This window comes from Enterococcus sp. DIV1639a (genome assembly GCF_050530445.1).
In the GTDB taxonomy this organism is placed as follows: domain Bacteria; phylum Bacillota; class Bacilli; order Lactobacillales; family Enterococcaceae; genus Enterococcus_B; species Enterococcus_B hirae.
On sequence record NZ_CP172886.1, the window covers coordinates 592,864 to 607,350 of the forward strand.

General features: G+C 35.3%; 10 protein-coding genes and 1 pseudogene. 8 read left to right on the top strand and 3 right to left on the bottom strand.

All coding sequences use genetic code 11. The annotated features are described in order from the left end of the window. Window positions 1-11: 11 nt before the first annotated feature. Genes IGJ32_RS02720 through IGJ32_RS02730 form a run of 3 tightly spaced genes read left to right on the top strand, consistent with a single transcriptional unit; the run spans window position 12 to window position 2,146 of the window. Window positions 12-908, top strand: a complete 897-nt coding sequence (locus IGJ32_RS02720; RefSeq protein WP_010719957.1) for a PTS mannose/fructose/sorbose/N-acetylgalactosamine transporter subunit IIC — start codon at window positions 12-14, stop codon at window positions 906-908. Continuing rightward, window positions 895-1,704 carry a PTS system mannose/fructose/sorbose family transporter subunit IID gene (locus IGJ32_RS02725; RefSeq protein ID WP_010719956.1) on the top strand — a complete coding sequence of 270 codons (810 nt, stop codon included), beginning with the start codon at window positions 895-897 and terminating at the stop codon, window positions 1,702-1,704. The genes IGJ32_RS02720 and IGJ32_RS02725 overlap by 14 nt, the downstream gene beginning before the upstream one ends. A gap of 37 nt (window positions 1,705-1,741) precedes the next feature. Beyond that, window positions 1,742-2,146: a PTS sugar transporter subunit IIA gene (locus IGJ32_RS02730; protein ID WP_010719955.1), complete on the top strand. Its 405-nt coding sequence runs from the start codon at window positions 1,742-1,744 to the stop codon at window positions 2,144-2,146. A gap of 472 nt (window positions 2,147-2,618) precedes the next feature. Here the strand turns inward: IGJ32_RS02730 and IGJ32_RS02735 are convergent. Then, window positions 2,619-3,554 (bottom strand): annotated as a pseudogene (locus IGJ32_RS02735) (response regulator transcription factor). Window positions 3,555-3,825: 271 nt separating this feature from the next. On the opposite strand from IGJ32_RS02735, the gene ptcA reads away from it, so the two are divergent. From ptcA to aguA, 3 genes are all read left to right on the top strand, one after another. Continuing rightward, window positions 3,826-4,845, top strand: a complete 1,020-nt coding sequence (ptcA, locus tag IGJ32_RS02740; RefSeq protein ID WP_034866258.1) for a putrescine carbamoyltransferase — start codon at window positions 3,826-3,828, stop codon at window positions 4,843-4,845. Window positions 4,846-5,081: 236 nt separating this feature from the next. Beyond that, window positions 5,082-6,500 (top strand): APC family permease, encoded by a 1,419-nt coding sequence (locus IGJ32_RS02745; RefSeq protein WP_342081679.1) that lies wholly within the window; start codon window positions 5,082-5,084, stop codon window positions 6,498-6,500. Continuing rightward, entirely contained in the window at window positions 6,454-7,551 is a 1,098-nt protein-coding gene (aguA, locus tag IGJ32_RS02750) for an agmatine deiminase (protein ID WP_034699699.1), read from the top strand. Before IGJ32_RS02745 ends, aguA begins: the two co-directional genes overlap by 47 nt. A 409-nt stretch (window positions 7,552-7,960) precedes the next feature. Here the strand turns inward: aguA and IGJ32_RS02755 are convergent, their stop codons facing one another. Next, window positions 7,961-8,791: a MerR family transcriptional regulator gene (locus IGJ32_RS02755; RefSeq protein ID WP_094940194.1), complete on the bottom strand. Its 831-nt coding sequence runs from the start codon at window positions 8,789-8,791 to the stop codon at window positions 7,961-7,963. An 82-nt stretch (window positions 8,792-8,873) separates the two neighbouring features. On the opposite strand from IGJ32_RS02755, the gene IGJ32_RS02760 reads away from it, so the two are divergent. Further along, window positions 8,874-10,850 (top strand): ATP-binding cassette domain-containing protein, encoded by a 1,977-nt coding sequence (locus IGJ32_RS02760; protein WP_342081607.1) that lies wholly within the window; start codon window positions 8,874-8,876, stop codon window positions 10,848-10,850. After that, window positions 10,834-12,690, top strand: a complete 1,857-nt coding sequence (locus IGJ32_RS02765; RefSeq protein ID WP_342081606.1) for an ATP-binding cassette domain-containing protein — start codon at window positions 10,834-10,836, stop codon at window positions 12,688-12,690. The genes IGJ32_RS02760 and IGJ32_RS02765 overlap by 17 nt, the downstream gene beginning before the upstream one ends. Window positions 12,691-12,888: 198 nt before the next feature. Here IGJ32_RS02765 and IGJ32_RS02770 read toward each other — a convergent pair whose 3' ends face one another. Continuing rightward, entirely contained in the window at window positions 12,889-14,391 is a 1,503-nt protein-coding gene (locus IGJ32_RS02770; RefSeq protein ID WP_373169048.1) for a helix-turn-helix domain-containing protein, read from the bottom strand. Window positions 14,392-14,487 lie beyond the last annotated feature (96 nt).

Here is a 14,487-nt window from a genome sequence, read left to right on the forward strand (position 1 = left end):
AGGATAAATAAATGGATATCTTATGGTGGCAGATCTTATTATTAACATTATACGCAGGGTATCAAATTTTAGATGAGTTACAAATTTATTCATCGCTGAGTGCACCCGTTTTTGCCGGATTATTTGCTGGTCTAGTGATGGGGGATCTAAAAGCAGGACTTATTATTGGTGGTAGTATGCAATTAACTGTACTTGGTGTTGGTACCTTTGGGGGTGCATCAAAAATTGATGCCAACTCTGGAACGATTTTAGCGACAGCTTTCTCAGTAGCGCTAGGAATGAACCCAGAGCAAGCAATTGCCGTAATTGCGGTACCAGTAGCTAGCTTGATGATTCAATTAGATATATTAGCCCGTTTTGCGAATACGTATTTTGCACATCGCATTGATAAATTAGTTGAAGATATGAACTATAAAGGGATCGAACGTAATTTCTTAATGGGAGCCCTCTCTTGGTCACTTTCTCGTATGATTCCCGTTTTTCTAGCATTAGCATTTGGAGGAGGACTAGTAGAACAAGTGGTAGCCGTGCTAAATGGTGATTTGAAGTGGTTAGGCGATGGATTATCAGTAGCTGGAGCAGTTTTACCAGCTGTCGGTTTTGCTATTCTACTACGTTACTTGCCAGTTAAAAAGCATTTCCCTTACCTAATTTTAGGATTTACATTAACGGCATTACTAGGAACCGTCTTTACTAACATGCAGGTTTTAGGAACGGGTGTTGCAGGAGTTGTGAAGAATTTCGAAGGAATATTTAATTCACTTCCAATGTTAGCAATTGCACTAGTTGGATTTTCTTTAGCAGCCATCAGTTACAAAAATGGACAGCTGATACCACATTCGCCAGCCCCTAAAGATGTTACATCGAATGATTCAGATGAAGGAGAGATTGAAGATGACGAAATCTAATTATAAGTTAACGAAGGAAGACTTTAAGCAGATCAATCGCAGAAGCTTGTTTACTTTCCAATTAGGCTGGAACTATGAACGGATGCAAGGATCAGGCTATCTTTATACAATTCTGCCGCAATTACGCAAGCTTTATGGTGATAATTCTCCTGAATTAAAAGAAATGATGAAAACTCATACACAATTCTTTAATACATCAAACTTCTTCAATACTATCGTTACCGGGATTGACTTGGCTATTGAGGAAAAGGAAGGTATTGATGGTAAAGACACTGTCTCAGGTTTAAAAGCTGGGTTGATGGGGCCTTTTGCAGCAATTGGTGATTCGATTTTCGCAGCGTTAATTCCAACAATTTTTGGAGCCTTAGCAGCCAATATGGCAATTAATGGCAACCCAACTGGAATTTTTATTTGGATTATCGCACAAATCGCTGTTATGATTTTCCGTTGGAAACAATTAGAATTTGCTTATCGTGAAGGAATCTCTTTAGTTACCACGATGCAACATCGCTTAACTGCCTTGACAGATGCTGCAACTTTGTTAGGGGTCTTCATGGTTGGAGCGTTGGTCGCTACCATGATTAATGTAAAATTGTCTTGGGCACCAAGTATTGGTGATGTGACGTTAAACATGCAAAACAACCTGGATATGATTTTACCACGATTATTACCAGCCGGTATCGTTGCAGCAATTTATTGGATGCTTGGCAAAAAGAATATGACTTCTACTAAGGCAATTTTCATAGTATTAGTGGTTTGTGTAGCATTATCAGCTTTAGGCGTGATTTCAAAATAAGTCAGGCTGATTCCAATTAGTGATGAGGAGTGGTTCAATGGGAAAACAATTAGTTTTAATTAGTCATGGACTTTTCTGTGAAGAATTGAAAAAAAGTACAGAAATGATAATGGGGCCTCAGGAAAGTATTCACACAGTAAGCCTTCTTCCTTCTGAATCAGCGGAAGATTTTCGTGAAAAGTTTGAAACAGTAATTGCCAATTTAGATGATTTCGTAGTATTAGCAGATTTAATGGGTGGCACTCCGTGTAATGTAGTTTCAAAAATAATTCTCGAGGGTCAAGTAATTGACTTATACGCAGGCATGAACATGCCAATGGTCATTGACTTCATTAACAGTCAATTAATTGGAACAGAACTTTCATTAATCGAATCTGCTACAAGTAACATTTGTTATGTGAATGGACGAATTTTCAGTGATGACGATGATGAAGATGAGTAAGATAAAATATATGAGTGATGAAGCCAAAGAAATATTTCTCTGATCAGACTATAGATAAAAGACATTTCAAACTTGTAATTTGAGTTTGGAATGTCTTTTTATCTAGTTTTGTTCAAAATTTTGGACAAAAAAGAGACCCTTTGTCAAATGATGTTGGTAAAGAGAAATTCTAGAATGATTGGTGAAAGATTGAGAAAAAAGTGTTCAGCATCAAGGAATAAGAAGGAATTTCCGAAATTTGACAAGAAACATAAATACTTGTTTTTGGTGTTGATTATTATATACTTGGTATTTCTCAAATTTTTTATAAATTTCAGCGAATTTTTGAGGATGCCGCTTTTGTCTCATTCTCCATTTTTTTATTTTATGATTAACCGCATAAAAAAGTGGGACATTAATTAGATTTTTTCTGATTAATGTCCCAGACTCGTCTACAGACTGAGAACTTGGAAGGGATACTTTCAGGACTTTTTTAAACGGTTGACTCAATGGCTTCTTTATACTTTTCAAAAAGGGGGATAATTTGCGTGCGCTTTTTAATGTCAAGTTTAATAAAAATATTGTGGACATGAGTTTTAACCGTTCCTAATGAGAGAAAGAGCTGGTCAGCAATTTCCTGATTTGTTCGATGTGACAGTAGCAATATAAAAATTTCCGTTTCTCGTTGAGTAAACTGGTGATCCTGACAAAAGTCTTGAATCAAGAGAGAGGTGTCTTGCTTTTGTGTTTTTTCTTTCTGAGGTTGATATTTTTTGATAAAGAAGTGCAGTAATAAAACACATATAACAATCGAAAAAATATCCTCTGAGACACTACGATTATAAATTTTTGTCACTAAGGAGCTATATTGATCGACATTGAAAATCACGAAACTATCTTCAATAATGATCAAAATACTAAAGAAGAGATTGATGAACATCAATTACTTTAAATAGTGTTTGTTCAGCAAAGGTACATCCTTTTTTGTTCCTCGCCAACAATAAATTCCTAGGTAAAACAGGAAGAGTTGATTGCCCAGATAATAGAGCCAGACTTTAAAGGCTGAATTATCCATCAATGGGATGGTAATCATCCAAACAGCCAAAGCAAGCAGTAAAGCATAATGGAGAGGGGAAAGTTTTTCTTTTTCTAGTTCGGCAAGAATAGAAATGGAAAAAAAGGCGTTTCCCATAAAAATAATCGTTTTAACTGCTGGCGCACTCATAAATGCTTGATCATAACTTTGTGCAAAGGAATTGAGGAACTCCGTCATATAAATAATCGTGTTATCAAAAATGAAGAATGCCAAATACAAACTGATCCAGAGAAATAAGTTGTTTTTTTCTTTTAAATAAGCATAAATAGCAAAAGTCATCGTGATTGAATATAAAATGATCAATAGAATGTTGTAAACAAAAATAGCTATCATATTGAATCCCCTTCCATTTTTTTCCTTACCTCAAATTTCTTATTTTAATTATAACACCGATTTTTTTATCTTTACTTTTAATTCCTATAAACTTCCTTCTAAACTTTTGTAAACCCTTGGAAAATAACTGGTTTATATCCAAAAATAAACCAACCTGTACCACGTATAGATCGACAATGATAACGTTTACAACCAATAGCTTATCGTAAACTCTCACTTTTTTTCCTAAAGTGAAGATGCAAAGCAAACAAATTACTTAGGAGGTTTCATTATGGGAAAAAAAGATTTTATTACAACTGAAAATTACACGAAGGAAGAGATTCAACAAATTGTTGACCTGTCATTGAAAATCAAAGCGGCCATCAAGAATGGTTTTTATCCTCCTTTGCTAAAGAACAAAGTGCTAGGGATGATCTTCCAACAGTCTTCTACCAGAACGCGGGTTTCGTTTGAAACAGCAATGACACAATTAGGGGGGCACGCAGAATATCTAGCACCAGGGCAAATTCAATTGGGTGGTCATGAAACGATAGAAGACACGAGCCGAGTTCTTTCTCGTTTAGTTGATATTTTGATGGCTCGTGTGGAACGTCATCATAGTGTGTATGACTTAGCAACGAATGCCACGATCCCAGTTATTAACGGTATGTCTGACTTCAACCACCCAACGCAAGAAATTGGCGATCTTTGCACTATGATCGAACATCTTCCAGCAGGCAAAAAAATTGAAGACTGCAAGGTTTCCTTTATTGGAGATGCCACACAAGTCTGTTTCTCTTTAGGATTGATTGCAACAAAAATGGGAATGGAATTCGTTCAATTTGGACCAGAAGGGTTCCAGTTAAACGAAGACCATCGCGCACGACTAGACGCAATTTGCAAAGATTCTGGCGGCTCCTATACGATATCCGATCAAATCGATGTTATCGAAGGTTCGGATTTTGTTTATACAGATGTTTGGTATGGACTGTATGAAGCTGAACTATCAGAAGAGGAACGCATGCGTATTTTTTATCCTAAATACCAAGTGAATACGGACCTGATGAAACGTGCTGGGGAACAAGCGAAATTTATGCACTGCTTGCCTGCCACTCGTGGGGAAGAAGTCACAGATGAAGTCATGGATGGACCGAACTCGATCTGTTTTGATGAAGCAGAAAATCGGTTGACTTCGATTCGCGGTCTCTTAGTGTACTTGATGCGGGATTATGCGGAAAAAAATCCAATCGATGAGACCAAAAAAGCAGCGGCTAAAAAAGACTTGGAAGCTTTGCTAGGTGAAACATTTTAGACTCAAGAGATGAGGAAAGGAAATAATCTGCGTATCATGACGATGCGTGAGGATTGTCTCTGTTCTAGAGGAGGGGCTAACGATCTGAAAATCGATTCTTTCTAGCAGAATCTTGATCTCACACTAATGCAGCTTTTATGCCGCACTAGGAATCATACGAGGTGAGTCCGCTGGTTGCAAGAATCGTTCAATCGTTGGTCCAACCTTATTCCCTTGTACTGGAAAGGAAGAAAACAATGGGAGAAAAGAAAAAATTTAGTTTGATGAGTGCTATATTATCTGTTATTTGTGTTGTATTTGTGGCAGAAGCGGCTGCACCGGTAGCAGCAATCGGAAATTCACAATTTTTTTGGTGGATCTTTTTATTGATTGCATTCCTTTTGCCGTATGGATTGATCTCGTCAGAGTTAGGAACAACTTATATCGGTGATGGCGGTATCTATGATTGGGTGACACAAGCCTTCGGACATCGCTGGGGATCTCGCGTTTCTTGGTATTACTGGATCAATTATCCACTGTGGTTAGCTTCTCTAGCAGTAGTCTGCCCTGATTTATTGATGACGATCACAGGAAGCGAATTTTCAACAGCGGCTGCTATCGTGATCGAACTGATCTTTATATGGATCATCGTTTGGATTAGTTTTTATCCGGTCAGTGACAGCGTGTGGATTTTGAATGGAGCAGCTGTTATCAAAATGCTGCTGGCAATCTTGATCGGTGGCTTAGGTCTCTATACTGCGTTTACTAAGGGTGTGGCGAATGAGTTTACTCTTTCTTCCATGCTGCCAAGTTTCAATTTAAATAGTTTGTCCTTTATTTCAGTAATCATTTTTAACTTATTAGGATTCGAAGTGATTTGTACATTCGCGAATGATATGGAAAATCCTAAAAAGCAAATCCCTCAATCGATCATTGCCGGTGGACTGGTGATTGCAGCCATTTACATTTTTTCTGCATTCGGGATAGGTGTAGCAATTCCTACGGATCAGATTAGTACAGGCAGCGGATTGATGGATAGTTTTAAGTTATTGACAGGATCAACAGGCGGATGGTTCATTATTTCGATGGCCTTTTTATTCTTACTGACATTGTTTGGCAATATGATTTCTTGGTCGTTAGGGGTTAACAATACTGCTTGTTATGCAGCCGAAAATGACGATATGCCGAAAGTATTTGCCAAACGCAGCAAAAAAAACGACATGCCTACTGGTGCGGCGATTATGAATGGTATTGTTGCTTCTATCGTTGTCATCATCGCACCAATTTTACCAAATCAAGATTTATTTTGGGCATTTTTCTCGTTGAACCTAGTAATGTTCCTACTATCATATGTACCTGTTTTTCCTGCGTTTTATAAATTGCGCAAAATCGATCCAGAAACACCTCGACCTTTCAAGGTGAGCGGCAGCGACTTGTTCTTGAAGGTATTAGTCGCACTACCGATGATCATGATCGTGATCTCATTGATTTTCACAGCGATTCCTTTGCAGTTTGATGCTGAATCGCTGAGTCAGCAATTACCAATCACGATTGGAGCAATTATATTTGCCCTCGTTGGTGAAATCATTATCTGGATCAAAAAAATCAAAAAAGAAGGAGTGCTGTATCATGGCAAAGCGAATCGAAAAGACCACACCGAAACAAGACGGGTTTAGAATGCCTGGAGAGTTTGAACCACAAGAGAAAGTATGGATGATTTGGCCAGAGCGCCCGGATAACTGGCGTGATGGAGGCAAACCGGCTCAAGAAGCATTTGCCGAAGTCGCAAAAGCGATCAGCAAATTCACGCCAATGAATGTGGTCGTGTCGCAACAGCAATATCAAAACTGCCGTCGTCAATTGCCTGCCGACATCACTGTCTATGAAATGTCGAACAACGATGCTTGGATTCGTGACTGTGGTCCTAGCTTTGTCATCAACGACAATGGTGAATTACGAGGCAATGACTGGGGATTCAATGCTTGGGGCGGATTAGTCGATGGCTTGTATTTCCCTTGGGATCAAGACGATTTGATTGCACAAAAGATCTGTGAAATCGAGCACGTGGATTCGTATCGAACGGAGGATTTTATTTTAGAAGGTGGCTCCTTTCATGTTGATGGAGAAGGCACTGTTTTAACGACTGAGATGTGTTTATTGAGTGAAGGTCGGAATCCTCATATGACAAAAGAAGAGATCGAACAAAAATTATGTGACTACTTAAACTGTGAGAAAGTACTTTGGTTAGGTGACGGGATCGATCCGGAAGAAACCAATGGGCATGTGGATGATGTGGCATGTTTTGTTCGTCCCGGAGAAGTGGCTTGTATCTATACTGAAGATCAAAACAGCCCATTTTATGAAGCGGCTCAAGCTGCTTACAAGCGTTTGAATGAAATGACCGATGCCAAAGGCCGCAAATTAAAAGTTCATAAGCTTTGTTGCCCAGTAGAGAATGTCACGATCAATGGGGATTTCAAGATCGATTACGTAGAAGGAACGATGCCACGTGAAGATGGCGACATTTGTATTGCTTCTTATATGAATTTTCTGATCACGAACAACGGTGTGATCGTTCCTCAGTATGGAGATAAAAATGATGCGCTGGCACTTGAGGAAATAGCAGAATTCTTTCCAGATAAAGAAGTCGTAGGCGTAAATACAGTTGAGATCGTATACGGTGGTGGAAATATTCACTGTATCACACAACAACAACCGCAAAGATAGGTGGAGGCTTATCTCAAAAATTGTCATCGCATTGGGTGGAATTTTAGGCGACGCTGCTCATGAACAATTGACCAAAGCCCAAAGCAGCAAATTCGATTACTGACCTGATCAATGACGGCCGTTTATTCGTTTTTAGAGATACTAGAAGAGACTGAGACAACTTTTGTCCCAATCTCTTTTTTTTGTTTCATTGTCTATCATTAGCTGACGATCAGCTTGGTGATTCAACCATTAGAGGAAGACAGATGTGGGTGAGATCTTTTCATAGTTTTCCCAAACCCATAAAAATCTCCTAGGTACCTTTTAAGTATATTTTAAAACAATAATGCATATATATACAAATCGAATCATTTTTAAGAGGTTGTTTTAAGAAGGGGAAATAAGGAACTTTCTTAGTTTCAGTAAACGATTAATTCTTTTTTACAGGTATCAAGATTTCAAATACACGTTTTTCAGGAATCGTGGTAGTAATTTCATCTTGCCATAATATTTTCCAAAAAAATCTTTCTGGAATAAATTTATTTTTTTGAAAATAGTTCAGTAGTTTCTGATTGATTTCTTGCTTATTATAATTTGAATCCTCTATGAAGAAAGAGACATATGTTCCATTCGATCTGGTTATAATTTTCTCTGCGTCGTAAAGATGACTTTGTTCCTTGTTTATTTTAATTAGTGACCTAAAAGGAGTTTTTTGAATGTCAGAAAAAATAGAATCTTCTACTAAAAAATTTATAGGATAGCCATTAAATAAATCTTTTTGATCTAAGGATAAATAAAAATCACTATAACTAGATAAAGAATCGATGGAGTCGTAGTAATGAGAATGCATTAAATCAGAACAAATAAAAGATTCTTCTTCTCTATAAGAATGAGTAATTATATCAAAATTTATATTTTTCAATGTTGTATACCGATCGATATAATTTTCTAAAAACGTCTGCATATGTTTTAAGTCATTGATTTTTTCATCTAAAATTTCTTTTCGCTTTTTAAATTCTATCAGCGTGTCATCCATGTTTCGATTATCGAGAAAATATTTAATCTGTTCTAAAGGTACATCAAGAAATTTCAAGGTTAGTATAACGTCTAATTCAAAGCATTGGTCACAAGTATAATATCTATAACCATGAGTAGATATTTTTTTTGGTTTGAATAAATCAATTTGATCATAATAAATTAAGGTTCTTCTACTTAAATTGACGTATTTTGCAAATTCACTGATTGTTAAATAATTATTCATAATTACCTCCTTGAATGTAACGTAACGTTACAGTTTATTCTAGCAGAGCAATAACCCAAATTCGTTATAAAAGGAGATTCTTATGTTAAGTTTAATCGAAATAAAAAAAGTATTTGGAAATGAAATAGTATTAAATCATTTATCAGGAGATTTCCAAAAAGGCCTCAATTTTATTTACGGTCCATCGGGTAGTGGGAAGACAACGCTATTAAATATCATTAGTGGTATGGATCAAAATTTTGAAGGAGATGTTTATTTTAACAATCAGTCGATGAAACGTTTTACGAAAAAAGAACTATCCGACTATTATTACAATTCAATCGGTTTTATCTGGCAAGATTACCAATTGATAGAATACTTAAGTGTAGAATGTAACATTGATTTAGTTCTAAGCCTATCGAACTTAAATAAAGCAGAACGAAAAATGAAAGTAGCAAAGGTATTAGAGGAACTAGGAATATCTGGATTAGCTAAAATGAAAGTGGCAAAATTATCTGGCGGACAAAAACAACGAGTAGCGATAGCTAGAGCATTAGTAAAAGATCCAGAAATAATCATAGCAGATGAACCAACTAAAGCATTAGATCTTTTAGCTGCTAATAAAATCATGACGGAGCTAAAAAAAATCGCTAAAGAAAAAATAGTGATAATAGTCACTCATGATAAAGGTTTAATTGAAAAAGACGCAAATGTCTATAGCATGGAGCAAGGACAACTAAAATTAGTAGGGCAAAGTAAACAACACTCAAAAGATGACGGGAAAAACAATCGATTGAATAAACCTCCTTATTTATCTTTAAAAAATTGTATCTCTCAATCTTTTAACATTCTAAAAGGCGCATCCATGTATTCTATATTAACGATTATTTTACTCATACTTTCTTCCTTTTTTATGTTGATTAATTTGAGTGGGGAAATAAAAGAAAAACAAGATGATAATTTTAGCCGTCTCGTTAAAGAAAGAGGAGAGACGATCAAAGATATTTCTTTGTCAAAAGAATCGACAGGTGGTGGTCCTTCTGGTTCTCTAAAACAAGATACTTCAGGAGCAGTAGATTTATTAAAAGATGATCCCAGAGTAGATTTTGTGGCACCCTTGGAAATAGTGGGTGATTTGAAACTAAACGTAGGAGATTTGATTAAAAATTATGAAGTGAAGGATAGCTTTAACTTGCCTGCAATTACGAAATTGATAGCTGGAAGATATCCTTCAATTGGAGAAATAGAAGTGGCTGTTCCTAAACGGTTACTGGATTTACTAGGTCTAAAACCCACCGACGTAATCGGGAAAAACTTAAATATGACAGGGCTTATAGACGTAAATCCAAAGATTGGAAGCAATGAAATTACAGGATCAAAGGTCTCATTAAATGATGTAAAAGTAGTGGGAGTCATTGAAAATAATCCTAAAGGTGGAGCAATTACCAGCACTTTAGGAAGACGTGACGGGAAACTAACGGATGGCCCGTTGTTGTTTAGTGTAGAAGCTATCAAAAAAATGCGTCAACAAGCAGGCATTGAGAAATCGATAAGTTATAACGTAAGAGCAAAAACATTAGATGATATTTTACCTATCGTGAATAAACTACAACAAGCAGGTTTACAACCTTCTGGAGATTTTAGCATGATTGAAGACATGCTCCGATTGAGAAAGAAAAATGAGGAGCAAGGGGTTACCATCAGTTTGATATTCTTTCTATTGTCACTAACAATTAGTATTGTTCTGGCTTTGTTCAATTTTTATATAAAGAAAAGTGAATTTCGTTTTTTCAAATTCAATGGTTTCAGTAATAAAAATATTTTAAGTTTAATCATTTCAGAATACTTTATACTTGGAATAATGTCTTCTCTTCTATTTCTGATAACTTTCCCATTGCTTAGTCTTTTAAGTCAAAAAATATTTAGTATATATATAGTATCTACTAATAACTTAGTTTTGGTATTGTTGCTGCCATTTGTCCAATCAATAATAATTAGTATCTTATCCTACTTATTATTTCTTAAAACTAATCCTACTCATAAAATGAAACAAGGTGATTCGAATGATTTACTTAAATAATGTCAGTAAAAAGTACAAAGATTTGGATATACTATTACATGCTAATTATCGATTTAAAGATGGTACGTTAACTTGTGTATTAGGAAATAGTGGAGCTGGTAAATCAACATTATTAAATTTAATAGCAGGCTTAGACATAGATTATGATGGGGAAATTGAAAATTTATGCTTTAAGGAAAAAAATTTCTCAAATAAAAACTTGTCTAATTATAGATTTAACAATGTGGGATTTATTTTTCAAGATTATCATCTCTTAAATGGATATACAGTACTTGAAAATGTCATAATGGGGGCACATTTAGACTCTGAACTAACGAAAGAAGAGAAAATCGAAAAAGCATTGAATTTATTAACGGAACTTGGTTTAAAAAACAAGGCAAGTCAAATGGTCCATGAGTTAAGCGGCGGTCAAAAACAAAGAGCATCTATAGCGAGAGCCTTAATGAACGATCCTAAAATAATTCTTGCAGATGAACCAACGGCTGCTTTAGATGAATTAAATAGTGATGGTGTGATGAAGATACTAAAAAGGTTGGCAAGAAATCGAACCGTGATTGTTATTACACATAGTGAAAAAGTTTCAAAGTACGCCGATGAAATAGTCTGTTTAAAAAATCATACAATAGAAATAGTTAAAGAAAAAGAGCGATATGAATTAGACTATAGTAAAGAAAGTCAGACTTTCACAGCGAAAAAAGCTAAAGAGATTGTCCCAAAACTCAACTCAAAATTACTTTTTTGGATAGCAATCAGGAATTTTAGAATACATTTTTTAAAAAATTTACTTGCTATCGTATTGATTTCATTAGGAACGGTCTCTTTTATTTCAACGTTAGGAATAAAAAATACAATAAAAAATGAAATACAGTCATTTAAAGAAAAAAATGATTACTATAGTAAAGGATCAATTGCTTTTTCAAAAAAGCCTTTATCTGAAGGGCTTACTTATTTACAAACATTACCAAACGTTAAGGATGTGTATTACCAATATAATCTCCAAAATATTCATCTTAAATATGATCATAAGAATAAACACTTAGATACTAAATCACCAACATTCATTTCTTCCAATCTTTCGATGATTTATGGGGACATGCCTAAAGATAATAGGAATGAAATCAGTCTATCTTTAAGTGTTGCCTCGTCTTTGAGTAAGAATATTAATCAATTAGTTGGAAAGTACGTTGACTTTGAATACTTTGATAAGGAAGGACAAAAACATAAAATAAAAATGAAAGTGAGTGGTATCTCAAACGATACTTTTGATAACTTTACAATGAGTACGAAGCTGGAAAAGAAAATTTATAAAGAAGTAGCTAAAGGTGAGGCTTCTGCTATAGCGTTTAGTGTGAAAAATTTTGAGGACATTCCCAAAATTCATCGCCTGCTGAAAAGTAAGGGGTACGATATATACACTAAGGAAAAAGACATTCGTGCTTTTAAAAATAGTTTTGCTGATACTATAAAGTTGTTCACCATATTATCCAATTTACTTTTACTCCTATTTATCTCTGTTAGTTTTATTATAATCTATCGAATTTCTATCACTAGATATTCTGAAGTTGGTATACTAAGTTGCTTAGGATATAGTACCAGAAATATCTCTAAGATATTGAGAAGAGAAACCGTTCTATTTTGTCTACTATCCATCTTATTTAGTAGTATATGGCTTCTTATTTTTAATACTGTATATAGCCAGAACTTTGGTTATAATCTAGAGTTTAATTTCCAACTAGGGCTGCTTTTGTTGTTAGTAAATATTGGATTAGTTTTTGGCATTACTGGTTTTGTTAATTATCGATTGGTCAACCTATCACCTAGTCTGGCTTTAAAAAAATAAGATCTTTAACTTTAGAAATATAGTACTGACTAAGAGTCTGGGACATTCATCAGAAATAAATCTGAAGAATGTCCCAGTTTTTTTGCTTTTATTTCCCACAAATCTTAGGCTATTTTTATGAATTGAAAAAGTATAAATATGATCGAAGAAGTGTTATTCGCAGTTCAAATAATGAACATTCCATTTCTTCTGCTCTTACTACACCAGCTCTTCAAGTACTTGTTTGATTGCCAACAGATCGGCTAATGTGACTTGGGCATTGATCAGTAAAACGGGGACGGTTTCAAAACTTTCTGTTAAAGGAGCGGTACTAAGGCAGAGATCATAGTCTTCGTTTTCGAAATGACTGCGAATATCCAGATGGTAGTAGCTTTGAAAAGAAGACTCGATACGTTCTTTGATTGTTAAAGAAAGTGCCAAAGGTAAATCTGTTTCGAGTTTAAGGTTGATTTTTTTCATAAAGGTGGATGGTGGTGAAACCAAGGTCCAAGCAACCGCTACATGTAACGCAAGTCCTTTTCGTTTGCTATCTGAGGATGAGTAAAGATCAATTTGATCTAACAATTGTTCAGAACGCATCAAAAGGTTGGGAAAATTCTGCGAGACATAGTGCTGTAGATTATAGCCGGTCAAGGTATGGATCGTCTCTCCAAATAGTTCGACGGACAAAATTCCAGAAAGAATCGTTCGCAAAATCAAGTTCTTTTTTCTGGTAGACAATTGTTGAGAGTCTGTATCTTTCAGTAACAAATGGATGATTGCTTGCAAATAAGAACGATTTTGAACGCTTTCCTCTTGGATGTCAAAATAATCAGCTAACTGCTCTTTAGAAAAAGTGAGATCCAGATTTGATCGTAGCCACAAGAAAATAAAATGGCTCTCCATTGTTTCGAGTAAGAAGTGTTCACTCAACTCATCTGTCAGTTTTTTTAAGAGTGATGAATGCTGGTCCGTCAATTGTTGGAAGATTTCTTGGTCTTTAGGCGGTAGATCAGGAGCTAAAGTGATCATTTCAGATGTTATTTTTTTGCCTTTTCTAAACCGAATAATCGTCACTGCTAGTACATAAGTAGTAATTTTTAGTTCAATCTCATTGAAAGGAATTTCATTGATTTCATAAAAGTGTCGAGCGAGCATTTCACATTTTTGTTGAGAAATACCTGGAAATGGCCAGTGAAGACCAGAAAAATTTTTCCAAAAAAAAGCAACCATAAAATAGCGAATACGAGGTTCATCACCGACTAAATAGAGCGTTCCTTTATTTTTTTTTACGGTAAACCCCAATGGCTGTAGTAGCGTTTCTAGTTCATAGCTTCGCTTTCGTACAGTAGATTCGGATAAATAATTCTCGTAGGCGAATTTGACTAGATTCACTTCATTTTCCAACAATAAAGTTTCAAATAAATCGAAAAAAGGATTTTCTTGTAATATTTTACGAATCACCGTTTTATAGTCTGTTTTGGTTCCTGTGAATTTATAGCCGAGACCATGTTTTGTATGAAAAATTGGTTCACGACTTTCATCTGTCATTAGGGAATGATTGCTTAGGACATCGTAATATTTGTAGATCGAACGCCGATCCATATTGAGGGCTTGGCTCATTTCTTCAATCGTTACAAAGCGCTTTTGATGATATAAAAAATGCAAAAGTTCGATTTCTTTTTTGACATCATTTCCAAAAAAATCATTGAATATTTCCATAAAAAAACTCCTAACCAAAGATTTCCCTCGATTCTTAGCTGTTACTTGATGCCATCTTATCATAAAAAGAGGATTTTAATGTATTCCAAATGTACA

What these genes read in the sequence shown, in the direction of transcription:
- IGJ32_RS02720 (WP_010719957.1), top strand. Translation starts at nt 12, where the DNA reads ATGGATATCTTATGGTGGCAGATCTTATTATTAACATTATACGCAGGG.
- IGJ32_RS02725 (WP_010719956.1), top strand. Translation starts at nt 895, where the DNA reads ATGACGAAATCTAATTATAAGTTAACGAAGGAAGACTTTAAGCAGATC.
- IGJ32_RS02730 (WP_010719955.1), top strand. Translation starts at nt 1,742, where the DNA reads ATGGGAAAACAATTAGTTTTAATTAGTCATGGACTTTTCTGTGAAGAA.
- ptcA (WP_034866258.1), top strand. Translation starts at nt 3,826, where the DNA reads ATGGGAAAAAAAGATTTTATTACAACTGAAAATTACACGAAGGAAGAG.
- IGJ32_RS02745 (WP_342081679.1), top strand. Translation starts at nt 5,082, where the DNA reads ATGGGAGAAAAGAAAAAATTTAGTTTGATGAGTGCTATATTATCTGTT.
- aguA (WP_034699699.1), top strand. Translation starts at nt 6,454, where the DNA reads ATGGCAAAGCGAATCGAAAAGACCACACCGAAACAAGACGGGTTTAGA.
- IGJ32_RS02755 (WP_094940194.1), bottom strand. Translation starts at nt 8,791, where the DNA reads ATGAATAATTATTTAACAATCAGTGAATTTGCAAAATACGTCAATTTA.
- IGJ32_RS02760 (WP_342081607.1), top strand. Translation starts at nt 8,874, where the DNA reads ATGTTAAGTTTAATCGAAATAAAAAAAGTATTTGGAAATGAAATAGTA.
- IGJ32_RS02765 (WP_342081606.1), top strand. Translation starts at nt 10,834, where the DNA reads ATGATTTACTTAAATAATGTCAGTAAAAAGTACAAAGATTTGGATATA.
- IGJ32_RS02770 (WP_373169048.1), bottom strand. Translation starts at nt 14,391, where the DNA reads ATGGAAATATTCAATGATTTTTTTGGAAATGATGTCAAAAAAGAAATC.